Source organism: Pseudomonas sp. WPR_5_2 (genome assembly GCF_003634475.1).
Classification (GTDB): Bacteria; Pseudomonadota; Gammaproteobacteria; order Pseudomonadales; family Pseudomonadaceae; genus Aquipseudomonas; species Aquipseudomonas izuensis.
The window spans coordinates 41,510-64,926 of record NZ_RBLA01000011.1; the positions used below are offsets into that span (position 1 = coordinate 41,510).

28 protein-coding genes are annotated in these 23,417 nt (G+C 58.2%); 18 read left to right on the forward strand and 10 right to left on the reverse strand.

Features of this window, described 5'->3' with window-relative positions; genetic code table 11:
• Positions 1-21 precede the first annotated feature (21 nt).
• The 5 genes from atuD (at position 22) to BJ917_RS29515 (ending at position 5,022) form a co-directional block, all read left to right on the forward strand.
• Positions 22-1,179, forward strand: coding sequence for a citronellyl-CoA dehydrogenase (atuD, locus tag BJ917_RS29495; protein ID WP_121105841.1), 1,158 nt, complete (start codon positions 22-24; stop codon positions 1,177-1,179).
• Complete coding sequence (locus tag BJ917_RS29500) at positions 1,176-1,973, forward strand: enoyl-CoA hydratase/isomerase family protein (protein ID WP_121105843.1); 798 nt, start codon at positions 1,176-1,178, stop codon at positions 1,971-1,973. Before atuD ends, BJ917_RS29500 begins: the two co-directional genes overlap by 4 nt.
• A gap of 115 nt (positions 1,974-2,088) precedes the next feature.
• Positions 2,089-4,053, forward strand: coding sequence for an acetyl/propionyl/methylcrotonyl-CoA carboxylase subunit alpha (locus BJ917_RS29505; protein ID WP_121105845.1), 1,965 nt, complete (start codon positions 2,089-2,091; stop codon positions 4,051-4,053).
• 71 nt (positions 4,054-4,124) lie between these two features.
• Complete coding sequence (locus tag BJ917_RS29510) at positions 4,125-4,676, forward strand: exonuclease domain-containing protein (RefSeq protein WP_096509807.1); 552 nt, start codon at positions 4,125-4,127, stop codon at positions 4,674-4,676.
• A gap of 61 nt (positions 4,677-4,737) precedes the next feature.
• Complete coding sequence (locus BJ917_RS29515) at positions 4,738-5,022, forward strand: pyrimidine/purine nucleoside phosphorylase (RefSeq protein WP_007973461.1); 285 nt, start codon at positions 4,738-4,740, stop codon at positions 5,020-5,022.
• Between the two features lie 72 nt (positions 5,023-5,094).
• Here BJ917_RS29515 and BJ917_RS29520 read toward each other — a convergent pair whose 3' ends face one another.
• A complete protein-coding gene (locus BJ917_RS29520) occupies positions 5,095-5,901 on the reverse strand; it encodes an MOSC domain-containing protein (RefSeq protein ID WP_121105847.1) in 807 nt (268 codons plus the stop codon).
• A 169-nt stretch (positions 5,902-6,070) separates the two neighbouring features.
• Entirely contained in the window at positions 6,071-7,006 is a 936-nt protein-coding gene (locus BJ917_RS29525; protein WP_096509805.1) for a chemotaxis protein CheV, read from the reverse strand.
• Positions 7,007-7,470: 464 nt separating this feature from the next.
• On the opposite strand from BJ917_RS29525, the gene BJ917_RS29530 reads away from it, so the two are divergent.
• From BJ917_RS29530 to BJ917_RS29540, 3 genes are all read left to right on the forward strand, one after another.
• Positions 7,471-7,941 (forward strand): hypothetical protein, encoded by a 471-nt coding sequence (locus BJ917_RS29530; RefSeq protein WP_096509804.1) that lies wholly within the window; start codon positions 7,471-7,473, stop codon positions 7,939-7,941.
• 505 nt (positions 7,942-8,446) lie between these two features.
• Positions 8,447-9,340 (forward strand): sensor histidine kinase, encoded by an 894-nt coding sequence (locus tag BJ917_RS29535; RefSeq protein ID WP_121105849.1) that lies wholly within the window; start codon positions 8,447-8,449, stop codon positions 9,338-9,340.
• On the forward strand, positions 9,337-9,993 hold the full coding sequence (locus BJ917_RS29540; protein WP_096509802.1) for a response regulator transcription factor: 657 nt from the start codon (positions 9,337-9,339) through the stop codon (positions 9,991-9,993). The genes BJ917_RS29535 and BJ917_RS29540 overlap by 4 nt, the downstream gene beginning before the upstream one ends.
• Here the strand turns inward: BJ917_RS29540 and yegS are convergent.
• Entirely contained in the window at positions 9,977-10,894 is a 918-nt protein-coding gene (gene yegS, locus BJ917_RS29545; protein ID WP_096509801.1) for a lipid kinase YegS, read from the reverse strand. The genes BJ917_RS29540 and yegS overlap by 17 nt on opposite strands.
• Positions 10,895-11,122: 228 nt before the next feature.
• Between yegS and BJ917_RS29550 the strand changes: the two genes are divergently transcribed.
• Positions 11,123-11,419, forward strand: a complete 297-nt coding sequence (locus tag BJ917_RS29550) for a hypothetical protein (RefSeq protein WP_096509800.1) — start codon at positions 11,123-11,125, stop codon at positions 11,417-11,419.
• Positions 11,420-11,481: 62 nt separating this feature from the next.
• On the opposite strand, the gene glp is transcribed toward BJ917_RS29550, so the two are convergent.
• The gene (gene glp / locus BJ917_RS29555) at positions 11,482-12,708 is read right to left on the reverse strand and encodes a gephyrin-like molybdotransferase Glp (protein ID WP_121105851.1); all 1,227 of its coding nucleotides are present in this window, start codon (positions 12,706-12,708) and stop codon (positions 11,482-11,484) included.
• Entirely contained in the window at positions 12,692-13,231 is a 540-nt protein-coding gene (gene moaB, locus BJ917_RS29560; protein WP_096509798.1) for a molybdenum cofactor biosynthesis protein B, read from the reverse strand. Before moaB ends, glp begins: the two co-directional genes overlap by 17 nt.
• 81 nt (positions 13,232-13,312) lie before the next feature.
• Between moaB and mobA the strand changes: the two genes are divergently transcribed.
• Together mobA and BJ917_RS29570 are read left to right on the forward strand one after the other, a co-directional pair.
• Positions 13,313-13,915: a molybdenum cofactor guanylyltransferase MobA gene (gene mobA / locus BJ917_RS29565; RefSeq protein WP_121105853.1), complete on the forward strand. Its 603-nt coding sequence runs from the start codon at positions 13,313-13,315 to the stop codon at positions 13,913-13,915.
• 78 nt (positions 13,916-13,993) lie between these two features.
• A complete protein-coding gene (locus BJ917_RS29570) occupies positions 13,994-14,215 on the forward strand; it encodes a YgdI/YgdR family lipoprotein (protein WP_096509796.1) in 222 nt (73 codons plus the stop codon).
• A gap of 84 nt (positions 14,216-14,299) precedes the next feature.
• Here BJ917_RS29570 and BJ917_RS29575 read toward each other — a convergent pair whose 3' ends face one another.
• From BJ917_RS29575 to BJ917_RS29595, 5 genes are all read right to left on the reverse strand, one after another.
• Positions 14,300-14,578 carry a hypothetical protein gene (locus BJ917_RS29575; RefSeq protein WP_096509795.1) on the reverse strand — a complete coding sequence of 93 codons (279 nt, stop codon included), beginning with the start codon at positions 14,576-14,578 and terminating at the stop codon, positions 14,300-14,302.
• Positions 14,579-14,738: 160 nt separating this feature from the next.
• Complete coding sequence (locus BJ917_RS29580; RefSeq protein WP_121105855.1) at positions 14,739-15,629, reverse strand: pseudouridine synthase; 891 nt, start codon at positions 15,627-15,629, stop codon at positions 14,739-14,741.
• Between the two features lie 71 nt (positions 15,630-15,700).
• Positions 15,701-16,018: a transcriptional regulator gene (locus BJ917_RS29585; protein ID WP_096509793.1), complete on the reverse strand. Its 318-nt coding sequence runs from the start codon at positions 16,016-16,018 to the stop codon at positions 15,701-15,703.
• A 164-nt stretch (positions 16,019-16,182) separates the two neighbouring features.
• Positions 16,183-16,419, reverse strand: coding sequence for a glutaredoxin family protein (locus BJ917_RS29590; RefSeq protein ID WP_096509792.1), 237 nt, complete (start codon positions 16,417-16,419; stop codon positions 16,183-16,185).
• 108 nt (positions 16,420-16,527) lie between these two features.
• Positions 16,528-17,736, reverse strand: a complete 1,209-nt coding sequence (locus BJ917_RS29595) for an ammonium transporter (protein ID WP_121105857.1) — start codon at positions 17,734-17,736, stop codon at positions 16,528-16,530.
• A 326-nt stretch (positions 17,737-18,062) separates the two neighbouring features.
• Between BJ917_RS29595 and BJ917_RS29600 the strand changes: the two genes are divergently transcribed.
• The 7 genes from BJ917_RS29600 to BJ917_RS29630 all read left to right on the forward strand — a co-directional run bounded on the left by BJ917_RS29600 (position 18,063) and on the right by BJ917_RS29630 (position 23,415).
• Positions 18,063-18,377, forward strand: a complete 315-nt coding sequence (locus BJ917_RS29600; RefSeq protein ID WP_121105859.1) for a YqjD family protein — start codon at positions 18,063-18,065, stop codon at positions 18,375-18,377.
• 2 nt (positions 18,378-18,379) lie between these two features.
• Entirely contained in the window at positions 18,380-18,769 is a 390-nt protein-coding gene (locus BJ917_RS29605) for a phage holin family protein (RefSeq protein WP_096509789.1), read from the forward strand.
• Positions 18,766-19,107, forward strand: coding sequence for a hypothetical protein (locus BJ917_RS29610; protein WP_096509788.1), 342 nt, complete (start codon positions 18,766-18,768; stop codon positions 19,105-19,107). Before BJ917_RS29605 ends, BJ917_RS29610 begins: the two co-directional genes overlap by 4 nt.
• Positions 19,108-19,233: 126 nt before the next feature.
• Positions 19,234-20,397: an EAL domain-containing protein gene (locus BJ917_RS29615; protein WP_096509787.1), complete on the forward strand. Its 1,164-nt coding sequence runs from the start codon at positions 19,234-19,236 to the stop codon at positions 20,395-20,397.
• Between the two features lie 250 nt (positions 20,398-20,647).
• Positions 20,648-21,976, forward strand: a complete 1,329-nt coding sequence (locus BJ917_RS29620) for a deoxyguanosinetriphosphate triphosphohydrolase (RefSeq protein ID WP_096509786.1) — start codon at positions 20,648-20,650, stop codon at positions 21,974-21,976.
• A gap of 179 nt (positions 21,977-22,155) precedes the next feature.
• A complete protein-coding gene (locus tag BJ917_RS29625) occupies positions 22,156-22,596 on the forward strand; it encodes a response regulator (protein WP_096509785.1) in 441 nt (146 codons plus the stop codon).
• 192 nt (positions 22,597-22,788) lie between these two features.
• Positions 22,789-23,415 carry a response regulator transcription factor gene (locus tag BJ917_RS29630; RefSeq protein WP_096509784.1) on the forward strand — a complete coding sequence of 209 codons (627 nt, stop codon included), beginning with the start codon at positions 22,789-22,791 and terminating at the stop codon, positions 23,413-23,415.
• Positions 23,416-23,417 lie beyond the last annotated feature (2 nt).

A 23,417-nucleotide genomic window follows, 5' to 3' on the forward strand; every position in this document is an offset into this window, starting at 1 on the left:
TTGATAAGGAGAACAATAAAAATGATCTTCACCCAGGAACACGAAGCACTGCGCCGCACCATCCGCCAATTCGTCGATCATGAGATCAACCCTCACGTCGATGAATGGGAAAAGGCCGGGCGCTTTCCGATTCACGAGATTTTCCGCAAGGCCGGCGAGCTGGGTCTGCTGGGCATTTCAAAACCGGAAAAATTCGGCGGCATGGGCCTGGACTACAGCTACTCGATCGTCGCTGCCGAAGAGTTCGGCACCATTCATTGCGGCGGCATTCCGATGTCCATCGGCGTGCAGACCGACATGTGCACCCCGGCCCTGGCGCGTTTTGGCTCCGATGAGCTGCGTGACGAGTTCCTGCGCCCGGCAATCAGCGGCGAACAGGTCGGCTGTATCGGCGTTTCCGAGGTCGGTGCCGGTTCCGACGTGGCCGGGTTGAAAACCACCGCGCGCAAGGACGGCGACGACTACGTGATCAACGGCAGCAAGATGTGGATCACCAACTCGCCGAGCGCCGACTTCATCTGCCTGCTGGCCAACACCTCGGACGACAAGCCGCACGTCAACAAGTCGCTGATCATGGTGCCGATGAACAGTCCCGGTATCAGCCTCAGCTCGCACCTGGACAAACTCGGCATGCGCAGTTCGGAAACCGCCCAGGTGTTTTTCGACAACGTACGCGTGCCGCAGCGCAACCGCATCGGCCATGAAGGCGCGGGGTTCATGATGCAGATGCTGCAATTCCAGGAGGAACGCCTGTTCGGCGCGGCGAACATGATCAAGGGTCTGGAATACTGTGTCGACAGCACCATCGAGTACTGCAAGGAGCGCAAGACATTCGGCAGTGCGCTGATCGACAACCAGGTCATTCACTTCCGCCTGGCCGAATTGCAGACCGAAATCGAATGCCTGCGCGCGCTGGTCTATCAGGCCACTGAGCAATACGTCAAAGGCCAGGACGTCACGCGCCTGGCGTCCATGGCCAAGCTCAAGGCCGGTCGTCTGGGCCGCGAGGTCAGCGACAGTTGCCTGCAATATTGGGGCGGCATGGGCTTCATGTGGGACAACCCGGTGGCCCGTGCTTACCGCGATGTGCGGCTGGTGTCGATCGGCGGTGGTGCCGACGAAATCATGCTGGGGATCATCTGCAAACTCATGGGCATCCTGCCGGGGAAAAAGCCATGAGCAGCCTGCCGGTTTGCCAGACGCTGCTGCTGGAGCTGCAGAACGGCGTGCTGCACATCACCCTCAATCGCCCGGAAAACCGCAATGCCATGAGTCTGCAGATGGTCGCCGAACTGCGCTCGGTGCTGGCGGCGGTGCGCAATGACCGTGCTGTTCGCGCCCTGGTGATCGGCGGTGCCGGCGGGCACTTCTGTTCGGGTGGCGACATCAAGGACATGGCCAGCGCCCGCGCCCAGGGTGCAACGGCGTACCGCGAAATGAACCGTGCCTTCGGTGCCCTGCTGGAAGAAACCCAGCACGCGCCACAAGTGGTGATCACCGTACTGCAAGGCGCGGTGCTGGGCGGCGGCTTTGGGCTGGCCTGTGTCAGCGATGTCGCCCTGGCCGATCATCAGGCGCAATTCGGCCTGCCGGAAACCAGCCTCGGCCTGTTGCCGGCGCAGATCGCGCCGTTCGTGGTCCAGCGCATCGGCCTGACCCAGGCGCGGCGCCTGGCCCTGACGGCGGCGCGTTTCGATGGCACTCACGCGCGGCGAATGGGGCTGGTGCATTTTGTCGAGCATGATCCACAGGCATTGGCCGAACGCCTCGATGAAGTGCTGGCCCATGTGTTGTGTTGTGCGCCGGAGGCGAATGCGATGACTAAAAAGTTGTTGTTGGCGAGTGCCGTGCAGCCATCGGACGAGTTGCTGGATCAGGCGGCCGAGTGGTTCAGCGAAGCGGTGATCGGCGAAGAAGGGGTCGAGGGGACCATGGCCTTTGTGCAGAAACGCAAACCGGGGTGGGCCCTTTAAAAGCATCGCTGGCAAGCCAGCTTCCACAAGGATATTTGCCGTTCACAAATCCTGTGGGAGCTGGCTTGCCAGCGATGAGGCCCTCACATTCACCGCAAAAGCAGGGAAATAAACCATGCCCGGATTCACAAAAATCCTGATCGCCAACCGCGGTGAAATCGCCTGCCGCATCCAGCGCACCGCCCAGGCCATGGGCTACCGTACCGTCGCCGTGTTCAGCGATGCCGATGCCGATGCGCTGCATGTACAAATGGCCGACGAAGCCGTGCATATCGGTCCGGCCCCGGTGCAACAGTCTTACCTGAACATCCAGGCGATCCTCGACGCGGCGCGCCTGACCTGCGCGGATGCGATCCATCCGGGTTACGGTTTTCTCTCTGAAAACGCCGGGTTCGCCCGTGCTTGCCAGCACGCCGGCATCACCTTCATCGGGCCCAGCCCCGAAGCCATCGAAATGATGGGCAGCAAACGCCTGTCGAAAATCGCCATGCTCAATGCTGGCGTGCCGTGCATCCAGGGCTATCAGGGCGCCGAACAGGATGACGCAACGCTCAGTCGCGAAGCCGAACGCATCGGCTACCCACTGATGATCAAGGCCAGTGCCGGAGGTGGCGGGCGCGGCATGCGGCTGGTGCATGATGCCGGTGATTTGCTGGAACAGATTCGCACCGCTCGCTCCGAAGCCCTGCACGGGTTTGGCAGCGACGAACTGATCCTAGAACAGGCGTTGATCGAGCCCCGGCATGTCGAGGTCCAGCTGTTCGGCGACCAGCATGGCAACCTGATCTACCTCGGCGAGCGCGATTGTTCGATCCAGCGCCGCCATCAGAAAGTCATCGAGGAAGCGCCGTGCCCGGTCATGACCGCCACTTTGCGCCAGGCCATGGGTGAAGCGGCGCTCAAGGCCGGTCGGGCGGTGAATTACGTCGGTGCGGGCACCGTGGAATTCCTGCTGGATGTGCGCGGGCAGTTTTATTTCCTGGAGATGAACACCCGGCTGCAAGTGGAACACCCGGTCACCGAACTGATCACCGGCCTGGATCTGGTTGCCTGGCAACTGAACGTCGCCGAAGGACAACCGCTGCCGTTGCGTCAGGAGCAGGTACAACTCAACGGGCATGCCATGGAGGTGCGCCTGTATGCCGAGGACCCGACCCGGGGCTTTCTGCCACAAACCGGGCGCATAGACGCTTGGGAACCGGCACTGCAAAGCGGCGGCGTACGGATTGACCATGGCCTGATCGAAGGCCAGCAGGTCAGCCCTTTCTACGATCCGATGCTGGGCAAGATCATCGCCCATGGTGCCACCCGCGAGGAGGCCCGGCGCAAGTTGCTGCGGGCGGTGCAGGACAGCGTCCTGCTGGGGGTGCAGAGCAACCAGTGCCTGCTCGCCAGCCTGTTGCAGCACCCGCAGTTCATCAGCGGCGAATTCAGTACCGGATTCATTGCCCGGCAATTCGCTGACCATCCGTGCCTGCATCCCCCTGTACCGAGTGCCGAGGAACTGGCGATTGCCGCCGCCCTGCTTTACCAGACCTCGGCCCAGATGCACCGCGGGCCGCTGGCCGGGTGGCGCAACAACGCCAGTGTGCCGCTGCATTATCGCCTCGGCCTGGACGATCAGCAGTGGTCAGTGGCGCTGAACGCTGTACCGGGCGAAGCCTGGCGTGTTCAGGTCGCCGGCCGCAGCCTTGAACTGAAGATCATCGAGTGCGACGGGCGCTGGGCCACCCTGGAAATCGACGGCATCCGTCGTCGCCATGCCTACCGACTGCACGCCGGGCAAATCTACCTGTTTACCCGCCCCGGCAGCCTGCGACTGGATGACCGGACCCAGGCATTGGTCAGCAGCCAGTTCAGTATCAGCTGCGGCACCCTCAAGGCGCCGATGGACGGCGCCATTGTCGATGTGCTGGTCAACGAGGGCAGCCCGGTCAGCAAGGGGCAATTACTGGTGGTGCTGGAGGCGATGAAAATGGAGCATCCACTCAAGTCGGGCATCGATGGCGTTCTCAAGCGCCTGCAGGTGCGCGTCGGCGATCAGGTGAAGAATCGTCAGATTTTACTGGAGGTCGAATAAGCCGCTAGGCGGAACCGCCGCGTTTGGCTACGCTCAAAGCCTATCAGGACGCGGATACCAGGAACCCTGCAATGCCTCACTGGCTGGTCATTGATCTGGAAGCCACCACCGATGAGGGTGGCTGGCCAGTAACTGAAATGGAAATCATCGAAATCGGCGCCACCCTGGTGGACCGCAAAGGCCGCGAAGTGGATCACTTCCAGTGCTTTGTGCGGCCATTGCGGCGGCCGTTGCTGACACCGTTTTGTCGGGAACTGACGCACATCACCCAGGCCGATGTCGATGCGGCCCGGACGCTGAGCGAGATCTGGCCGTCATTCGAACGATGGCTGGGGCAACATCATTCGCAACTGGAAGGCTGGATAAGTTGGGGTGATTACGATCGCCAGCAGCTCATTCAGGAATGGCAGCGGTTGCAACTCGATAGCGTCTTGAGCCGCACACCGCACATCAATCTCAAGCAGCGCTTTGCCAAGGCCCGTCGCTTGGAACGCCCGCTGGGGCTCAATGGTGCACTGCAGCTGGCAGGTCTGCAATTTACCGGTCAACAACACCGTGCGCTGGAGGATGCACGCAATACCGCGCGCCTGTTACCGCAGATTTTCCCTCCTTCGGAGAGGTGACGACTCCGGCCCCCTTGTGCATACTGGCCGGCCCTTTTTAGCCCTTTTCGAGGAATCGCCCATGTTTAAAGTCAACGAGTACTTCGACGGCACCGTCAAGTCGATCGCCTTTGGCACCGCTGAAGGTCCGGCGACCATCGGCGTCATGGCTCCGGGCGAATATGAATTCGGCACCAGCCAGCGTGAAATCATGCACGTGGTCTCCGGCGCGCTGACCGTCAAGCTGCCGGACAGCAACGACTGGGAAACTTTTGCCGCCGGCAGCCAGTTCAATGTGCCCGCCAACAGCAAATTCCAGCTGAAAGTCGCCGTCGACACCGCTTACCTGTGCGAATACCGCGGCTAAACCCTCGGGTTTTCACGGCAACAAAAAACGCCCGTGTCTTTGAAGACACGGGCGTTTTTCATTTCAAGGCGATTATTCCAGGATGGTCACCGGCATACCGACTTCCAGCCGTCCATTGCTGTCATTGACCAGATTCTGCCCGAACATCGCGCCATCCGCTTCGGCACGATACTTCTGCAAGGTCGCCAACGGTTCGCGATCTTCGCTACGTTCGCCGGTTTGCGGATCGATGGTGGTGAGGATGCAGCGTGAGCACGACTTGACCACCCGGAATTCGACATCACCAATGCGAATGCGCTTCCAGCCATCCTCGGCAAAAGCGTCACTGCCCTCAATAACCAGGTTCGGTCGAAAGCGCAGCATTTCCAGCGGGCGACCGACCCGTTGCGACAGATCTTCCAGCGACGCCTGACCGATCAGCAACAGGGGGAAGCCATCGGCGAACGCCACCTGATCGTCTTCCTTGCCGTAGCCGGCCTCGGTAGTACGCGCCCGCTCCAGTGGCACATGCACCAGACGCGTCGGCTTGCCAATGAATTCACTGACCCAGGCACCCGCCGCATCGCCGGCATCCGGCACGCGCAAGCTGTCGCGCCAGATGGTCACGCCGCGCAGCTCAGCGTCGCTACCAGGCAACGCGATATCAATCGGCGGGTGACCGGGAGCATTGAGGGTCAGGCCGCCATCGGCATTCCACAACGCCGAGAGTTGGCTCATCTGCGCCACCGCCCGCTGGGTCAGGAAACGCCCGCTGGCCTCGTCCACCAGCATCCAGCGGCGATCGCCGTCCAACCCCAGCTTGTCGAGGCCGACTTGCTGCAAGGTTTCACCCTTGCCGGATTTCAATGGATAACGATAAAGCGCGCTCAGTCGCAACATGGCCAGCTCCCTGGTAGGCAAAAACGCCACCCTATACGAGCCTGCTCCCTGAATCAAAGTGCAAAAACAACTGTAGGAGCGAGCCTGCTCGCGATGGTGTGTCAGCTGCCCTGATGTTGACTGACACACCATCGCGAGCAGGCTCACTCCCACAAGGATTACATCGTTATCAGGCAGGGACGGCGTCCAGCATCAGGCGCTGGCGCACCACGTCGACGAGCTTGTCCGGCTGGAACTTGGAGAGAAAATTGTCGCAGCCGACCTTCTTGACCATCGAGTCGTTGAAGCTGCCGGACAAAGACGTGTGCAGCACCACATAAAGGCCACGCAGACGTGGGTCGTTGCGGATTTCCGTGGTCAGGCGATAACCATCCATCTCCGGCATTTCCGCGTCGGTGAAGACCATCAGCAGTTTGTCGGTCATGTTCACCCCGGTGTCGGCCCAGGCCTTGAGCATGTTCAGTGCCTTCAGACCATCACTGGCGATGTGCATTTTCACGCCCAGTTGACCCAGGGTGTCGCGCAGTTGCGCCAAGGCCACATTGGAGTCATCCACCAACAGCACCTCACGTCCACGGGCACGCTCGAGCACCGGGTCATCGAGTTTGTCGCGGGACACCTTGGCGTTGTAGGGCACGATTTCCGCCAGGACTTTTTCCACGTCGATGATTTCCACCAACTGGTCGTCGACCTTGCTGATGGCGGTCAGGTAGTGTTGGCGACCGGCGCTGGTCGGCGGCGGCAGAATCGCTTCCCAGTTCATGTTGACGATACGGTCCACGCCACCGACCAGGAACGCCTGCACGGAACGGTTGTACTCGGTGACGATGATTGTACTGTTCGGGCCCGGCACCAGCGGACGCATGCCGATCGCCTGGGACAGGTCGATCACCGGCAGGGTCTGGCCACGCAGGTTGACCACGCCGCAAACGAACGGGTGGCGTTGAGGCATCAGGGTCAGTTTTGGCAGTTGCAGGACTTCCTGCACTTTAAACACGTTGATTGCGAACAATTGCCGCCCGGCGAGCCGGAACATGAGAATTTCCAGGCGATTCTCACCCACCAGTTGCGTACGTTGGTCTACCGTATCGAGAATGCCAGCCATCAATGACTCCTGGGCTTGTACTGATGAATTCACTAATAGAGGGTTATCGGCTGTTTTTGCCAGACCTTGACCCCTGCGAAATGCCATGCTTAACCATTGATGTCACATTAACATCATGGTTTACTGGCGCTATGATTTGATCTGCTGCATGCACTGCGCGGCGACCGTTATTTTCGCCCAAGGTTCCGTCGCATAAGGGATTCCCCTAGCAACAATCAGCCACAACCTGATATTCGCAATATCCAATAGCCATTAATGTGACGCCATTCTCATTGCATGAATGGAGTCAGGCTTTTGTGTGCGATCGCAGGTCAGTGGCCAGCCACCCTCTCAAGTAGTTTCCCCGCCTGTGTTCAAGCCGGCCGGAATGCGATCTCACGACGAAACGGTTACGTCGGGACAGCCATTGTCCCCGTCGACACGCACGACATCCCCTCATTAGTCATGACGTTGTGGAGATAAGCATGCCGAACAATCGTAAAGAGTGGGCAAAGCGGGTCCCGGAATTTCTCGTCGAAGCCGAATCACTCCTGGCCAAAACCGAAGAATGCCTGAGCCATCTGCAACTGATCAGCAATGACAAGGACGCCATCGACTGCATGCTCAGCACGCTGCTCAAACTCGCCAGCAAGGCGGACGCCCTCGCACTGGCGGCGGTTTCAGAGTTCTCGCTGCACATTCATGGCTTGCTCAACCACGCGCAAAATCACATGGCACTGCACGACGAGGCCCTGGGTGCGTTGAAAGACTGCCTGACATTGATTGCCTGGCAACTTGAACTGATCGACCAGAAAACCGGCCAACTGAGTCTCGATGAAACCGAACAGACGACCCTGATCGAGGCCTTTGCCTTCCAGGTCGGCCAAAGTCAGTTTCAACCACCGGTTAATTCCAAACCGTTCGCACTCGTTCCCTACCTGGAGCGGCAGGCTTAGATCCACGGAGTCGTGTCGCGCTACACACTTAATTGTCATGACTGTGCAGTAACTTGAGCGCGCACATGTCGCAATTGAATACTGCATACCCATTAACGACAGCGGCAAATAAAATAACTATTCTTTCCGGCAATGGCGTGTCTGTCCCGACTAGGGTTTTGCCTGACGTCAAAAGACAATATCCATTGATAAACGCCCCCCTCCGACAACGATAACCACACTTTCCAATGTGGAACTCACCTGCGCAACACCTTGCCTCCTGACGCCCAGGACATATATCGCATGCGCGACCAACGGTATCTTAAGTGGTATTATGCCGCCCATTAGTTGACGTCAATTAATGGCAATATGATTGCCACGGCTGTAGCCTGACCAAGTTCCAGGCTGAATTTTCTTATACAGAAACTATGCACCGTTGAAGTTGTTGTACAACATTACAAAACAGAGACCCGTCAATCAACATGGCCGGTCTGCCCGCAGCGAACATCCATTGGCTCCATCCGCTATGTACGCCAGCCTCAAGTCAATTGCCACGTGGCCACCCTCCCGAGAAAACGCGCGTCGGTTCACGCTTTTGCTATGTGCCTGCTCCACCCTTGGCAGCCTGCTGATCTATTTTCTTTCCACTCATCTGCCGCTGGGTCTGCTGGTGCTCAACATGGCTGCCTTGGGTTGTGTCTGGGTGCAATATCGCCTGTCGCGCAAGTCGATCAAGTTCCAACCCCAGGAACTCGCCGACCGTCTGCTCCAGGTCCAGGAAAACGAACGCCACCGGCTCAGCCGGGAACTGCATGACGACATCGGCCAGTTGCTCACCGCCGCCAAACTTCAAAGTGACTGGCTCAAGCGCCGGATGCCGGAAGAACTTCAGGGGCAATGCTCCGTACTTTGCGACACCCTGGAAGAAACCCTCGCCAAAGTCCGCGACGTGTCAGCCATCCTGAACCCCCGGCAGCTGACCAGTCTCGGACTGGAAGCCAGCCTGCGGGCACACCTGCTCAAGACGCTGGCCAATACCTCCGTGCACTGGAGCCTGGAATGCCACCAACGCCTGACGGGGATTCCGGAAGAAATGGCCGTGGCGGCCTATCGCATTACCCAGGAAGCGGTCACCAACATACTGCGGCATGCCCAGGCAAAGAATCTGCTGGTTTGCCTGCAGCGTTTGCCCCAGGGCCTGTCATTATCGATCAGTGACGACGGCCAGGGATTCGCCCCGGCCACCGACCCGGGTCGAGAAGGCCAGCGTGGCATGGCCGGGATGTCGGAGCGGATCAGTCAACTGGGCGGCACATTGACCGTGACCAGCGAACCGGGCAAAGGCACTCAAATCGAAGCGCTCTTCCCCTGGGCACCACGCTCGCTCGAACGAGCCAGTACAAATAAGGTTATGCATTGACTTGTAACTTACTCCTGGTGGATGACCACTCGCTGATCAGGGCTGGCGTGCGCGCCCTGGTGCTGGACCTTCCTGGCTATGCGGTCATCGGCGAGGCCGATGACGGCTCACAGCTGCTGGCCATGGTCGAGCATCTGTCCCCGGATATCGTATTGCTGGATATATCCATGAAGCAGACCGGCGGCCTTGATGCCTTGCAGCAACTCAAGCGAGTCCGCCCGCAGAGCAAGGTATTGATCCTGTCGATGCACACCGATCCGGCCCTCATCATGCGAGCGCTGGAATCCGGGGCTCACGGCTACCTGCTCAAGGACACCACGGCCACCGAACTGGCGCATGCCCTGGAAGCCTTGCGTAACAACGAACGCTACCTGAGCCCGGCCATTGCCCATACCGTCATCACCCAGGCACTGACCCGGAACCAGAAAAACCCCGAACCTGCCGACTCGCACAACCTGACGGCCCGTCAACTGGAGATTCTGCGGTTGATTGTTCGGGGAAAATCCACCCGCGAAATAGCCAACGGCCTGGGCCTGAGCGTCAAGACCGTTGAAACCCACCGCTCGCAGATCATGAAGCGCTTGCAGATTTTTGACGTGGCTGGCCTGGTGCTGTTCGCCGTGCGCGAGCAGATCATCAGCCTGGATGACTGACAGGCTGCGACGCACTCAACAGCGGCGAGCCTTCAGGCAAGTGCACCCGAAGTGCCGCCGGCCGTGTCGAAAAGCGCAGACAGTCACCCTCGAGCGGTTCGCCATCGAGATTGATACAGAGGCCTTCCGAAGCCTTGATCTCGACCCATGGCAAGCGGGCTCTCACGAACATGTTGTCGATGCCGAAACCATCGGCCAGCAGGTTTTTCAAGGTGTCGACCACTTCCTGCGGGGCTGGCAAGATGCTGATATCGAGCAAACCATCATCCGCCAGCGCCTGCGGGCATAATTCATGACCCCCACCCGCCTGCCGACCATTACCGATGCCCAGCGCCAACAGGTCCCCACTCCAGTGAAAACCCGGCCCCTGCAACTCGCCATACGCCGCGTGCAGCTCACTGAAGCGTGACAAGCCAGTGAACAGGTAAGCCGCGCCGCCGAGTACCTTTTTCAAGTCCTCGGAGGTATTGGCCGTGACCTGACTGCCAAAGCCGCCTGTGGCCATGTTCAGAAAAACCTGCCCACCGACCTCCCCCAGATCAATGGCACTCGGCTTCATGTCCAATAAGTCCAGAGCCTGAGCAGGTTCCAGCGGAACACCGGCGGCGCGTGCAAAATCGTTGGCGGTGCCCAGCGGCATCAGTACCAGACTGGCCTGTGTCGACTGTGCTGCCATGGCTTGGGCAATATCGCGCAAGGTTCCGTCACCACCACCGGCAACAATCTGCCTGTACCCTGCCGCCAGTGCTTCATCCACCAGCCGCTGCGCGTCGCCGGCTTCCCATGTCAGCCTGACGGCCAGCTCCCAACCTTTTTCGCGACGGCTTTCGACGGCAGCGCGAACTGCTTCGTTGAGCGCCTGCTTGCCATGCAGAATCAACAGCGCCTTGCGATCGCTCATAGATGTCACTCCCCGGTATGAATAGCGTATGGGAGATGTTGACCGCGTCGATTACCTTAAAAGTCGCAAAAAAATGATGTTTTTTTCAGGCGGGCCATCTTGCGTCCTGCATGACGGGATATTTCTTACAAATCGTGAGGAATCGGCTCAATTGACCAATCAGTGTGATTGGTACAGTTTGGTGTCCAGTTTTTTCAGTTATCCGCAAGACAATCACAAGGATGTGCCATGCAACACCACGACCTGAAGTTGCCGGGGATTCCGGGCGTAACGCTCGCAGAGAAACGGCCCCGTCAGCAAGCTGCGAAACCCACTGGAGAAGTTGATATGGAGCCTCGTGTCATTGAGCTGGAAAGACACCTCAACAACATGCGAAGAGAAATGGAAGAAGTTCGCAGTGACGTAAAGTCCATCAAACACCGGCTTGCCTATTCCGCTGGCGGAACAGTCGTAGTGCTCGGCCTGCTCGGCTGGGTCGCCAACAGTCGCTTCGATCAGCTCGTGACACTGCTCCTGGCGCATTGATTCGTCTTGACGCCAAACCCGGTCAGATCAACCGGGCTTGCACGGCAGGACAGTTGCCAAGGTCAGCTCAGTACTTCACTCAGCGCAATGAAATAGACGGAATCACCTGCAGTCAGGGTGCGATGCTCCGGCACTTCGACCAGTCCATCAGCCCAGGCGGCGCTGCGTAACACCCCGGAACTCTGATTTTTGTAAATGATTGCCCGACCATTTTCCAGACGAGCGCGCAAGTACTCACGTCGATTGCCGGCGATGGGCCAGTCAAACCCTGCTGGCACCTGCACCTTCAGCGGCTCCACCTGTTTGACGCCCTGAAGACGCAAGAGATAAGGCCTGGCCAGCAAGGCAAATGTCACCAGGGTGGATGCCGGATTGCCCGGCAAGCCAATGACCGGTACGCCGCGAAAATGCCCGAACGTCAGCGGTTTGCCAGGTTTGATGGCAAGCTTCCACAAACTCAACTCACCCTCTTCGCGCAAGGCAATGCCCAGAAAATCTGCCTCGCCCACCGATACGCCACCGGTAGAAAGGATCAGATCGACATCCTTCAATTCACCGAGGCGGGCCCGCGTGGTGACCAGATCATCGGGAAGAATGCCGGCGTCGATCACCTCACAGCCCATCCGCTGCAACCAACTGCAGAGCAAAACACGATTGCTGTTATAGATCTGCCCTGGCCCAAGCGCCTGACCCGGTTCGACCAATTCATCCCCGGTCGACAGCACCGCAACGCGCACCTTGCGAATGACGTCCAGCTCGGCGCAACCGAGCGAGGCAGCCAGCCCCTGCTCAATCGGCCCCAAACGCGTACCCGCCGGCAGAATCAGTTCACCCACCGTGGTTTCCTGGCCTTGTGCACGGATGTTTTGTCCAGGGGTCAGGGTTTCGGTGAAGCGCACTCGCTCATCCGCCTGTACGTCGGCATTTTCCTGCATCTCGACACAATCGGCGCCGGCGGGAACAGGCGCCCCGGTGAAGATTCGTGCACAGGTGCCCGGCATCAAGGCATCAGGTGCCTGCCCGGCAAAAACCTTCTGGCTGACGACCAGGGGTTCTCCCGTCCAGTCGGCTGCACGCAAGGCATAACCGTCCATGGCGCTGTTGGGCCATGGCGGCAGATCAAGCGTCGACACCAGATCATCGGCCAGCACTCGCCCCTCGACCCGCGCCAACGGCAAGCGCTCGCGTTCGACAATTCTCGAGGCGTCAGCCATTTCCAGCAAACGTGCGAGCGCCACCTCGACCGGCATCAGGCTGCCGGACTTGCCCGGCTTACCCGCGGGATTCACAGGGAGCCGCCTGTTTCAGATGAGGCACGAAATTGCAGGGGCGATGCCGTGAATCCAGCTGCTCGGCAAGAATGCCATCCCAACCGGTGCGTACGGCATTGGTCGATCCCGGCAAACAGCAGACCAGCGTGCCATTGGCCAGACCCGCCAGCGCGCGGGATTGAACGGTCGATGTGCCGATGTCCGCCACCGAAATCTGCCGGAACAACTCACCGAATCCATCGACTTGCTTATCGAGCAGGCAACTCACTGCTTCCGGCGTACTATCGCGTCCAGTGAAACCGGTGCCGCCAGTGATCAGCACCACCTGTACGACATCGTCGGCAATCCAGTTGGCCACTTGCGCGCGAATTTTGTAGAGATCATCTTTGAGCAACACCCGGGAGGCCAGGTTGTGGCCGGCGGCGGTCAAGCGGTCGACAAAGACCTGGCCTGAGGTATCGGTTTCCAGGGTTCGGGTGTCGCTGACCGTCAGCACCGCAATGTTGAGCGGGGCGAAAGGTACATCAGCCTTGGCTTTCATAGGCTCATCCAGTTGTAGGAGAAACAGCCCGGTGTTATATCACAGCGCCCCATTTTTTCGCCGCCCCCATGGAGACTCGCCATGACCTCGAATCCGGATTTACCACCCTGCTCCATTCTCCTCCTGGCAGGCGGTCGCGGCCAACGCATGGGCGGTAAGGACAAGGGGTTGGTGCAATGGCACGGCGAACCGCTGATTGCACACCTGCATCGCAAGACGCGCCCGCTGAGCGATGACCTGATCATTTCCTGCAACCGCAATCTGGAAAAGTACGCGCCCTACGCCGACCAACTGGTTCATGACGATGAAGGCGATTTTCCGGGGCCATTGGCCGGCATTCGCGCCGGCCTGAAAGCGGCTCGCCACCCGCATCTGCTGGTCTTGCCTTGCGATGTACCGCGCATCGATGAAGCGCTGCTCGCCAGCATGCGCGAAACGGCGAGCCAACATCCCGACAAACCGTTGATGCTGCGCCATGACGAGCATTGGGAACCTCTGCTGTGCGTCATTCCCGTGGCACTTCGCGGTGATTTCGAACGCGCCTGGAGCGACGGCGAGCGTAGCCCGGGGCGACTCATGCGCAAACTGGGCGCAACCGCGCTACAGTGTCCTGACAACGACCCGCGCCTGGCCAACCTCAACACGCCGGAACTGTTAAGCACGCACGGCACTGTGTCAGACTGACAGCACCCGAGGAACTTGCACACGCCGTATACGTCTCAAGTTCAGTAACCAAAAGTATTCAATTTCGGAGACACACCCATGACTCAACGGACCCTGGCCACTTTCATGCTCGCTCTGGGCCTCACGACCCTCGCCGGTTGCGCCTCGCCTACAGTGATCACCTTGAATGACGGTCGCGAAATCCAGGCCGTCGACACGCCACACTATGACAAGGATTCGGGCTTCTACGAATTCGAGCAGCTGGATGGCAAACAGACCCGCATCAACAAGGATCAGGTTCGCACCGTTAAAGAGTTGTAATCTACGCGGCGACTACCGGATACAGAAATGCCCCGACTTGTCGGGGCATTTGCTTTTCTTAAATCCGGAAACCAAGCCTGTTCGTCAAGGGTTTGGCTCATTGGTCAGTTGATCTACCCGGGCCAGCGCTTGCGTGGCTTCGGTGATGCACTTCCTGTCATCGTCGGCCGCTCGAGCCGATTCCGCGCTGGCCTGCATCCGCCTGATTTCCATGGCGGTATTTTCGGACGTGGCCGGCAGGCTGGAAACCTTGTTCTTGAGTTCCTGGAGCTTGATGGTGCAAAGGTCGTGGTCTGCGGCGAATACGGGAGAGGCCAACATTACAGCGCAAATGAACATCCCGGCGAAAACGGTACGTCTCATTGGTATCTCCTTGCATGGAAGGTTTCGGGCCGCACGATCTGGCTGCTGTACCGAGGGTCACTGAATGCCACGTTCGTGGGGCCTGTTCAAATGACTGCAAACCCGCCCATTAATTCGAATTTTCCAATCAACGCACTGAATCGGATTTTAAAACACTTGATCACCATTGCAGGGTGATCGTGCTCTCGAACTCTCTTTCCTGCCCCGTGACCGGGTCCACAAATTTCAGGCCTTGGGCCAACAGCTTCAAGGGATTGGCGTAGTCATCCTCGATATCCTTGAGTACCTGAGGATAGAACGGGTCGTTGCAAATGCTCGCGCCTAACGCGGTCATATGTACCCGCAGCTGATGTTTCTTGCCCGTCACCGGATAAAGGCCATAGCGCCAGAGATCACCGTTCCTTTCCCTGACTTCGACAGCCGTTTCAGTATTGCTGGCACCCGGTCCTTCCTGCATGCGGAAGAAAGGCTCGCCATCGATGAGCCGGCTTTTATGAACCAATGGGAACGAGAGCTCAGGCAACGCCGGGGCAATGGCCTCGTAGCGTTTTTCGATCTGGCGCGAAGGAAACAGCGATTGATAAGCCGAGCGACTTTGAGGGTTGGCGGAAAACAACACCAGCCCCGCCGTATGCCGGTCTATACGATGCAACGGCACCAGGTGCGGGTTGTCCAGACGACGGATCAACCGTCTCAGCAAGGTTTGCTCGACATATTCACCCGCTGGCGTCACGGGTAGAAAGTGCGGCTTGTCCGCCACCACCAGATGCGCGTCCGCGTAGAGGATCGACTCGATCACCGGGATCGGTTTTTCGTCCGGCACTTCGCGAAAATAGTGAATGCGCAGGCCTTCCTTGTAAGGCAAATCGAGGGCGATCGGCGTGCCGTGCCCATCGAGAACGCGGCCCCGGGCGATTCGGTCCAGCCACTGTTCACGACCGATGGCGCTGAAATGCTCGCACAGGCAATCGAAAACGGTCGCCCACGCACCAGGTGGCAAGTAGAGCGTACTGGCCTGGTTGTGTGCAGCGGAAAAAGGTGAACTGGACATACGAAAACTCTAACCCTCGATACAGAGCGGCATTATCCAACAGCACCGGGAACGAACCTAGCGAAGAATCCTCAGGCCGGTATCTGCGTGCGCGCCGCCGCTTCGGTGTACTCCTTGAGCCAGCGCAACACATCGACCGCCTCCCAGCGAACTGGGTCGTACAGTGCATACAACAAACCTTGATAACCCACGACGTCCAGTTGCCGGTGGTAGCCTGCGCGCTGAAACAACGCTTCGATTTCAGCGAAACAGGTATTGAAGTGCAGTTTGTTGAAAGGTGTTTTGCCTTCCGTTACCAGGCCGTCCAGACGCAATTCGAGGACAGCCTCGCGGACCACGTCCACCGACATACGGTTTACGCTGCTCTTCAATTGTTCGACATTGACCACGATTCATCCCTCTCACCCCGGATATGGCTGCACCACCCTGTTCCCAGGGACCGCGATGCAGCAACCCGAATAACTGTATGCGCATACAGTATCCGAATCGCCGTCTTTAAGCCAAGGGATCAATCGTAAAGTTCGACCGGCGGGTGCCCCACCCTCACAAAAATTTAACGCAGAAAGGTCACTACTTCGTCGGCGCTGAACGGCCAGCCCAGCTCGGCGCCCGTATCGACCCGGCGCAATACAGGAATACGCAGGCTGTAGGCTGCGAACCATGATTCGTCGTCAGCGATGTCCACCAGCTCCACCAGCAGGCCACGCTCGACAAATTCCATCAGCATGGCTTCGGCCACTTCACACAGATGGCACCCCAAGGTGCCGAACAGCTGACATTCAGGAAGCATGAGCGCTCAACCGAAAAATTTGAGTGCCTATTCTAGGCCTGCCCCGAAAAACCGTCGAGCGCCCGGGCGCGTCAAAACCGGCAATGAGCAGCAGGGACAGGCCACCACTCAGTCCTGGCTGACCGCGCCGATCTTGTGCACCGACAAATCCGCCCCGTAATACTCTTCTTCCTGACTCAGGCGCAGACCATGGAGCGCCTTGATCGCACCGTACACCGCGAAGCCGCCGGCCAGTGCCACCAGCACACCCAGTGCCGTACCGATCAACTGGCTGATCAGGCTCACCCCGCCCAGCCCTCCCAGCGCGCTCTGGCCGAAGATACCGCAGGCAATTCCCCCCCACACGCCACACAGTCCATGCAGCGGCCAGACACCCAGCACATCGTCGATCCGCCATTTGACCTGAGCGGCGGTAAAGCACCAGACAAACAGTGCCCCGGCAACGGCCCCGGTCGCCAAGGCGCCCACGGGGTGCATCAAGTCCGAGCCGGCACAGATCGCCACCAGCCCGGCCAGCGGACCGTTGTGCAGAAAGCCCGGGTCATTGCGCCCGACAATCAAGGCCGCCACCGTGCCACCGACCATGGCCATCAGCGAGTTCACCGCCACCAGCCCGCTGACCCCTTGCAGGGTTTGCGCGCTCATCACGTTGAATCCGAACCAGCCGACGATCAGGATCCACGACCCCAACGCCAGAAACGGAATGCTCGATGGCGCGAAAGCCACCAGGCGCCCTTCGCGGTAACGACCATTGCGTGGCCCGAGCAACAGGACCGCCGCCAGCGCCAGCCAGCCGCCCATGGCATGAACTACCACGGAGCCGGCAAAATCATGGAAGCCGGCACCAAAGTGCTCCAGCAACCGGGCTTGCAAGCCAAAGTTGCCGTTCCAGACCATGCCTTCGAAGAAGGGATAGACGAACGCCACGATCAGAGCCGTCGCGCACAGTTGCGGTACGAATCGCGCACGCTCTGCGATACCACCGGAAATGATCGCCGGGATCGCCGCGGCAAACGTCAGTAAAAAGAAAAACTTCACCAGCCCATAACCGTGATCGGCATTGATCACCGCAGCCGGCTGCATGAAGTTGACCCCATACGAAATCCAATAGCCTATAAAGAAGTAAGCCAGGGTTGAAACCGCGAAGTCGCTGAGGATCTTCGACAGCGCGTTAACCTGGTTTTTTTGTCGGACCGTACCGACTTCAAGAAAGGCGAAACCGGCGTGCATGGCCAGCACCATCACCGCACCGATCAGGATGAACAGCGTGTTGGAACTATGGAGCAGACTGTCCACAGCGCTTTGCAGATTTTCCATGGATTAGGCAGACCTTAAGGCTGAAAAAGGCACCAAAGCAGTTCGTGCGGGCAATCCATGCACCAAGATGTGTCGCCTCCAATGGAGAGCGCCACGCCCGATGAACCGCTTTGGCGCACAGCATTCGCCGAAGTCGATCATGATCGGGGACATTTGCTCGGGTTTTGATTGTTTGAGTTATGGTTTACGTAAATCATGCCCGGCAACAGCGCATCCGCGCAGGCTGGCGCACCAGCACACAGCAAAAGTTGTACCAGTCATTTGTACTGAACCTTCGTACAAGGCTCATACTCGAACGTTTCAGACGCCACTTATGGAGATCACCAATGGCCAGCATCAAGGCAAAGACTGCTCAAGAAATCCTGATGAATGACTTTCAGACACTGGTCAACGACACCGAAAGGCTGCTGGAACACACCGCTTCCCTGGCCGGTGACCAGGCCGATGAATTGCGCGAGCAGATCCACGACACACTGCTGCGTGCACGGGAAACCTTGAAACTGACCGAAGACTCCCTGCGCGAACGCGGCAAGGCTGCCGTGACCGCCACCGAGGATTATGTCCAGGCCAACCCATGGCAATCGGTCGGGATCGCCGCCGGTGTGGGTTTCCTGATCGGCCTGCTGGCAACCCGGCGCTAATGATGGCGATCGACGAAATCGGCGCGTCCACGACAGGCGCAAGTTCCTCATCGCGGCGCCTGGGTGCCGCCGTTCTTGGATTACTGCACAGCCATGTCGAACTGTTCGGCATCGAACTGCAGGAACAAAAGGCGCGCACCGTCAGCCTGCTGCTGTTTGCAGGCCTGGCGCTGGTGTTCGCCCTGCTGTTGCTGGTGGGGTTGTCCACGCTGGTGCTGATCCTGTTTTGGGACACCTATCGCCTGGCGGCCATCATCGGGCTTTGCTTGTTCTACGCCCTGGCAGCGATCTTCTGCGGCATTCGCCTGAGAGCGGCGATTTTCGATGAGTCCTCGCCCTTCCACGGCACGCTGGAAGAGTTGGCAAATGATCGGGAGCGCCTGTTGCCATGAATCTGCCTGAATTGCCTCAAAACAGTTCGCGCACGGAAATGCGCAAGGCGCTGATCAGACTGCGCATGGAAATGCATCGCCAGGAAATCCGCCACGAATCCGCGCAACTGCTGCAACCCCTGCAGCGTGTTCGCGGCATGACGCAAAACCTGCACGAAGGCCTCGGCCTCAAGCACGCTCCACTCTGGGGCGTCGCAGCGGTGACCCTGCTGGGTTTTCTGACCGGCAAGGGCGCAAAAAATGGCGGGGTCGCAAGCCTGACCCGCCTGGTTCAGCTCGGCACCACACTGGGCCCACTGATAAAGCTGGTCATGCAAGGCTCCTCTCGCAAACCCTGAGCCGTTTCTATCTGGCTGCATTCTTGCAATACCCGTGGGATGAACCTCTTGATCGAGGGGTTCAATCCTGCGTACCTACCCGGTGTCCAGGCCCTATCCAAAAACAAGATCAACCAAGGAGGATTTGTGATCGATGGGCAACCGCTCGCCTGCTTTCAGCCGTTCATCGATACCGCCACCGGCCGTATCGCAGGTGTCGAGGCGCTGGGTCGATTGCGTCAGGCCAACGGTCAATTGGCATCGGTGGGACCACTGTTTTCCGATCCACGGACCAACGCCACTGCACTGCGTCGCCTGGATCGCCAGCTGCGCGACAACGCCTTGAGCCGACTGCATGAAGCGCCCTCGGACTGGTTTCTCAGTCTGAATATTTCCCCGCGCTGGATCAGCCGATTACGCCCTGAACAGCCGCTGCCAAGTCTCAGTCAACTGAGCAAGTACGGTATCGATCCACAGCGAATCGTTTTCGAAATTACCGAACTGGGGGGCGATATCCAGCGCTTGGCCGAAGTGGTGACGCGTTACCGGTCAGCCGGTGCGCGAATCGCCATCGATGACTTCGGTGCCGGCTACTCCCAGCTCGATCGCGTGCTGGCGCTGCAACCGGACATCCTCAAACTCGACATGCGTTTATTCCAGGCAGCGGCACTGGGCGGTCCCAGCAGTGACGTGGTCAAGGCCCTGGCGCAAATGGCCGAGAAAACCGGTTGCTGGATTATCGCCGAGGGCGTGGAAACCGATGCGCAGCTCAATTTTGCGCTGGAGTGCGGATCACGCTACGTGCAGGGATTTTTGTTCGCAGGCGCACAAGAAGACTTTTTTCCCACCGATGCCTTCGTTGAGCCCTTTGCACAACTGCGTCAGCGCTATGTTCAGCAGAAACTGGCCGAGCGCGGTCGTCTGATGATCATGCGCCGGCAACTCAGCGAACTCATGGCGATCCTGCAAGCCTGGGCCCAGGCTCGCGCCCCGCTCAGTGACTTGCCTCAACTCGACGCCTTCCCCTGGCTGTTGCGCTTCTATCAATGCGACCGACATGGCACACAACTGACGCCGAACCTGGAATGGCGTAACAACGCGTGGGTCGCCGACAATCGCTACCTGGGTCATAACTGGTCCTGGCGTCCGTACTTCTATCACCTGCTCGCGCAGGGCTGGGAAGAACGGCAGTTGACCCTCTCCAACACGTATCGCGATGCCACCAGTAATCAGTACTGCCTTACTGCCGGGCAGTTTTTTGATAGGGGGGAGCGCTTGTTGCTCATCGATATCGATGCGGTCGGGTTCTAGGACGAGCCTATACACAAGCCTGTGGATAACACGCGCACTTGCAGGAACTGGCTTGCCAGCGAAGACGGCGGAACAGTCAATATCAATATTGGCTGACAGTCCCCTTTCGCTGGCAAGCCAGCTCCTACAAGGGAAATGCGTTCCCCGACGCAGCGCGAAAACTAATTGAGAACACCCCCTGGTACCCCTTGCAGGGCACGGTGCGAACCGGGAAGCTAGGAACTCAATTCACCCGACGGAGATACCCGCCTTGGATTGGCACACCCTGCTTACCCGCGAACGCCTCGGAAAGCCTCTGCACAGCCCGCAAGAACTCGGCCGCAGTCCTTTCCACAAAGATCATGACCGCATCATTTTCTCGGGGGCGTTTCGTCGTCTGGGACGCAAGACCCAGGTGCATCCGGTTTCCAGCAATGACCATATCCACACGCGGCTGACTCACTCGCTGGAAGTCAGCTGCGTCGGCCGTTCGCTGGGCATGCGCGTCGGTGAAACCATCCGCGGGGCCCTTCCTGAATGGTGCGAACCCAGTGACCTGGGGATGGTGGTGCAATCGGCTTGCCTGGCCCATGACATCGGCAATCCCCCATTTGGTCACTCTGGCGAAGATGCGATTCGTCACTGGTTCCAGCAAGCTGCCGGCCGTGGCTGGCTCGATGCAATGAGCGAAGCCGAACGCAACGACTTCCTCAATTTCGAAGGCAATGCCCAGGGTTTCCGGGTGCTGACCCAATTGGAATATCACCAGTTCGACGGTGGCACGCGGCTGACCTACGCCACCCTCGGCACTTATCTGAAGTACCCGTGGACGGCCAGGCATGCCGACTCGCTGGGGTACAAGAAACACAAATTCGGCTGCTACCAGAGCGAACTGCCCCTTCTGGAACAGATCGCCCAGAAACTCGGCCTGCCGCAACTCGAAGAACAGCGCTGGGCACGCCACCCGCTGGTTTACCTGATGGAAGCCGCCGATGACATCTGCTACGCGCTGATCGACCTCGAAGATGGCCTGGAAATGGCGTTGCTGGAATATGCCGAAGTCGAGTCACTGCTGCTGGATCTGGTGGGCGACGATCTACCGGAAACCTATCGGCAACTCGGTCCCGGGGATTCTCGCCGACGCAAGTTGGCCATCCTGCGTGGCAAGGCCATCGAGCACTTGACCAATGCCGCGGCCCGCGCCTTTGTCGAACAGCAAGACACGTTGCTGGCCGGCACGCTGGCCGGCGATCTGGTGGAGCACATGCACGGCCCGGCCAAACGTTGCGTGTTGAACGCAAAAGACATGGCGCGCAAGAAAATCTTCCAGGACAAGCGCAAGACCCTGCACGAGATCGGCGCCTACACCACCCTGGAAATCTTGCTCAACGCCTTCTGTGGCGCAGCGCTCGAGCAACACAACGGTCGGACGCCATCTTTCAAGAGCCGGCGGATTCTCGACCTGCTGGGCAACAACGCACCCGATCCAAACGGCGCGCTGCACACATCATTTTTGCGAATGATCGACTTCATTGCCGGCATGACGGACAACTACGCCAGCGACATGGCGCTGGAAATGACGGGGCGCTCCAGTCACTGAGGAGCACTGGCTGATCAACCATTACGCCGCCAGTAATGGCCGATCAGCCACTAAAAAACCAAGTGCATTCAACACTCGCTGAATCCCCCTACAGTTGATGTCGAGTGAACTGATCGATTGCCCGGTATCGACGCGAAACAATCACGGCTACTTTGTTATATAAAAGAAGCGTGAATAATATGATCAAAGACAATCTGCGCATCTTGCTGGTGGAAGACCATCCGTTTCAGCTAAGGGCCACTCAATACCTGCTCGAAAGTTATGGCTTCACCCGATTGACCACAACCGACTGCGCCCAGGGCGCTTTGCAACAAATGCTTGGTGCCGAACAGCCTTTCGATATTCTTTTGTGCGATCAATGCCTTCCCGATATTTCCGGAATTGATCTGGTCAAATTCGCCAGTCGCAACGGGATGATCAAACAGGCAATCCTACTGAGTAGCCTGACGCCTGATGAACTGGATGGACTTGAAAATATGGCAAGCATTCATGACCTTCCATTATTGGGTTATTTGGTCAAGCCATTGAAACAAGCCGAACTCACAAAACTGTTGATTTCAAAGCCGTTGAACACCAACCAAAAAGCCCGATCAACATATAATAAAAAACATACAAAATAATTCATTAACAGCACAACCAAATTAAACCAACCGCTAACCATTTATATAAAAAACCTAGTTGACGCGTAAGCCTATTCTTTTTCACCTGTAGGAACATTCCTATTTTGCTGCTACAGGTAGGTCAGTTCATACGTGCCCCCAACTATCTGAGCTAAGGTGCGCGCTTTATTTCAGTTCGCATGGGATTTGATTATGAACTCCGTTTTTATCGTCGACGATCACCCCGTCATCCGACTTGCAGTTCGCATGCTGCTAGAACACGAAGGCTACAAAGTCGTCGGTGAAACTGACAATGGGGTCGATGCCATGCAGATGGTTCGTGAATGCATGCCCGATCTGGTCATTCTCGACATCAGTATTCCCAAACTGGATGGCCTGGAGGTGTTGGCCCGATTCAATGCAATGAGTACCCCCTTGAAAACATTGGTACTCACTGCACAATGCCCAACACTTTTTGGAATTCGTTGCATGCAGTCCGGCGCTTCCGGATATGTCTGTAAACAGGAAGATCTCAGCGAACTGGTCAGCGCCATCAAAGCAGTACTATCGGGTTACAACTATTTCCCGAGCGAAGCGTTGAACCCGGTTCGTGGCGATGAGGTGCGTAATGCCGAACTGGAGTTATTCAAATCCGTCAACGACCGGGAGTTGATGGTATTGCAACTTTTTGCTCAAGGCCGTACCAACAAGGAAATTGCCAAAGGCATGTTTCTCAGTAACAAGACTGTCAGCACTTATAAAAAACGTCTCATGCAAAAACTCAAGGCCAAGTCGTTGGTTGAACTCATCGAAATGGCAAAACGCAACGCGTTGGTGTGAGA

What these genes read in the sequence shown, in the direction of transcription:
- BJ917_RS29535 (WP_121105849.1), top strand. Translation starts at nt 8,447, where the DNA reads ATGTACGCCAGCCTCAAGTCAATTGCCACGTGGCCACCCTCCCGAGAA.
- BJ917_RS29575 (WP_096509795.1), bottom strand. Translation starts at nt 14,578, where the DNA reads ATGAGACGTACCGTTTTCGCCGGGATGTTCATTTGCGCTGTAATGTTG.
- BJ917_RS29515 (WP_007973461.1), top strand. Translation starts at nt 4,738, where the DNA reads ATGTTTAAAGTCAACGAGTACTTCGACGGCACCGTCAAGTCGATCGCC.
- BJ917_RS29590 (WP_096509792.1), bottom strand. Translation starts at nt 16,419, where the DNA reads ATGCTTCCTGAATGTCAGCTGTTCGGCACCTTGGGGTGCCATCTGTGT.
- atuD (WP_121105841.1), top strand. Translation starts at nt 22, where the DNA reads ATGATCTTCACCCAGGAACACGAAGCACTGCGCCGCACCATCCGCCAA.
- BJ917_RS29630 (WP_096509784.1), top strand. Translation starts at nt 22,789, where the DNA reads ATGAACTCCGTTTTTATCGTCGACGATCACCCCGTCATCCGACTTGCA.
- BJ917_RS29605 (WP_096509789.1), top strand. Translation starts at nt 18,380, where the DNA reads ATGGCGATCGACGAAATCGGCGCGTCCACGACAGGCGCAAGTTCCTCA.
- BJ917_RS29530 (WP_096509804.1), top strand. Translation starts at nt 7,471, where the DNA reads ATGCCGAACAATCGTAAAGAGTGGGCAAAGCGGGTCCCGGAATTTCTC.
- BJ917_RS29520 (WP_121105847.1), bottom strand. Translation starts at nt 5,901, where the DNA reads ATGTTGCGACTGAGCGCGCTTTATCGTTATCCATTGAAATCCGGCAAG.
- BJ917_RS29625 (WP_096509785.1), top strand. Translation starts at nt 22,156, where the DNA reads ATGATCAAAGACAATCTGCGCATCTTGCTGGTGGAAGACCATCCGTTT.
- yegS (WP_096509801.1), bottom strand. Translation starts at nt 10,894, where the DNA reads ATGAGCGATCGCAAGGCGCTGTTGATTCTGCATGGCAAGCAGGCGCTC.
- BJ917_RS29550 (WP_096509800.1), top strand. Translation starts at nt 11,123, where the DNA reads ATGCAACACCACGACCTGAAGTTGCCGGGGATTCCGGGCGTAACGCTC.
- BJ917_RS29505 (WP_121105845.1), top strand. Translation starts at nt 2,089, where the DNA reads ATGCCCGGATTCACAAAAATCCTGATCGCCAACCGCGGTGAAATCGCC.
- BJ917_RS29595 (WP_121105857.1), bottom strand. Translation starts at nt 17,736, where the DNA reads ATGGAAAATCTGCAAAGCGCTGTGGACAGTCTGCTCCATAGTTCCAAC.
- BJ917_RS29570 (WP_096509796.1), top strand. Translation starts at nt 13,994, where the DNA reads ATGACTCAACGGACCCTGGCCACTTTCATGCTCGCTCTGGGCCTCACG.
- BJ917_RS29525 (WP_096509805.1), bottom strand. Translation starts at nt 7,006, where the DNA reads ATGGCTGGCATTCTCGATACGGTAGACCAACGTACGCAACTGGTGGGT.
- moaB (WP_096509798.1), bottom strand. Translation starts at nt 13,231, where the DNA reads ATGAAAGCCAAGGCTGATGTACCTTTCGCCCCGCTCAACATTGCGGTG.
- BJ917_RS29510 (WP_096509807.1), top strand. Translation starts at nt 4,125, where the DNA reads ATGCCTCACTGGCTGGTCATTGATCTGGAAGCCACCACCGATGAGGGT.
- mobA (WP_121105853.1), top strand. Translation starts at nt 13,313, where the DNA reads ATGACCTCGAATCCGGATTTACCACCCTGCTCCATTCTCCTCCTGGCA.
- BJ917_RS29500 (WP_121105843.1), top strand. Translation starts at nt 1,176, where the DNA reads ATGAGCAGCCTGCCGGTTTGCCAGACGCTGCTGCTGGAGCTGCAGAAC.
- BJ917_RS29610 (WP_096509788.1), top strand. Translation starts at nt 18,766, where the DNA reads ATGAATCTGCCTGAATTGCCTCAAAACAGTTCGCGCACGGAAATGCGC.
- BJ917_RS29580 (WP_121105855.1), bottom strand. Translation starts at nt 15,629, where the DNA reads ATGTCCAGTTCACCTTTTTCCGCTGCACACAACCAGGCCAGTACGCTC.
- BJ917_RS29600 (WP_121105859.1), top strand. Translation starts at nt 18,063, where the DNA reads ATGGCCAGCATCAAGGCAAAGACTGCTCAAGAAATCCTGATGAATGAC.